We start from the raw sequence: 276 nt of genomic DNA on the forward strand, positions 1-276 counted from the left end.
GTCGCCTACGTGACGCTGAACCGGCCCGAGTACCGCAATGCCCAGAACTCGGTGATGACGTACTCGCTCGACGCCGCGTTCCGCAAGGCGGTCGACGACGCCTGCGTCAAGGCGATCGTCCTTCGCGCCAACGGCAAACACTTCTCGGCGGGCCACGACATCGGTACCCCGGAACGCGACTTCGACACGTACTACGACAACGTCGCCGCCCTGCACTGGGACCACACAGACAAGTCGGGAGCCGATCAACGTCTCGCCCGCGAGACCGAGGTCTAC

General features: G+C 64.9%; 1 protein-coding gene. It reads left to right on the plus strand.

Translation table 11 applies throughout. The annotated features are described in order from the left end of the window. A partial coding sequence (locus B3T59_RS22515; protein WP_287005186.1) for an enoyl-CoA hydratase-related protein occupies positions 1–276 on the plus strand: 276 nt, incomplete at both ends.

Source organism: Gordonia sp. UBA7860 (assembly GCF_002500165.1).
Taxonomy (GTDB): Bacteria; Actinomycetota; Actinomycetes; order Mycobacteriales; family Mycobacteriaceae; genus Gordonia; species Gordonia sputi.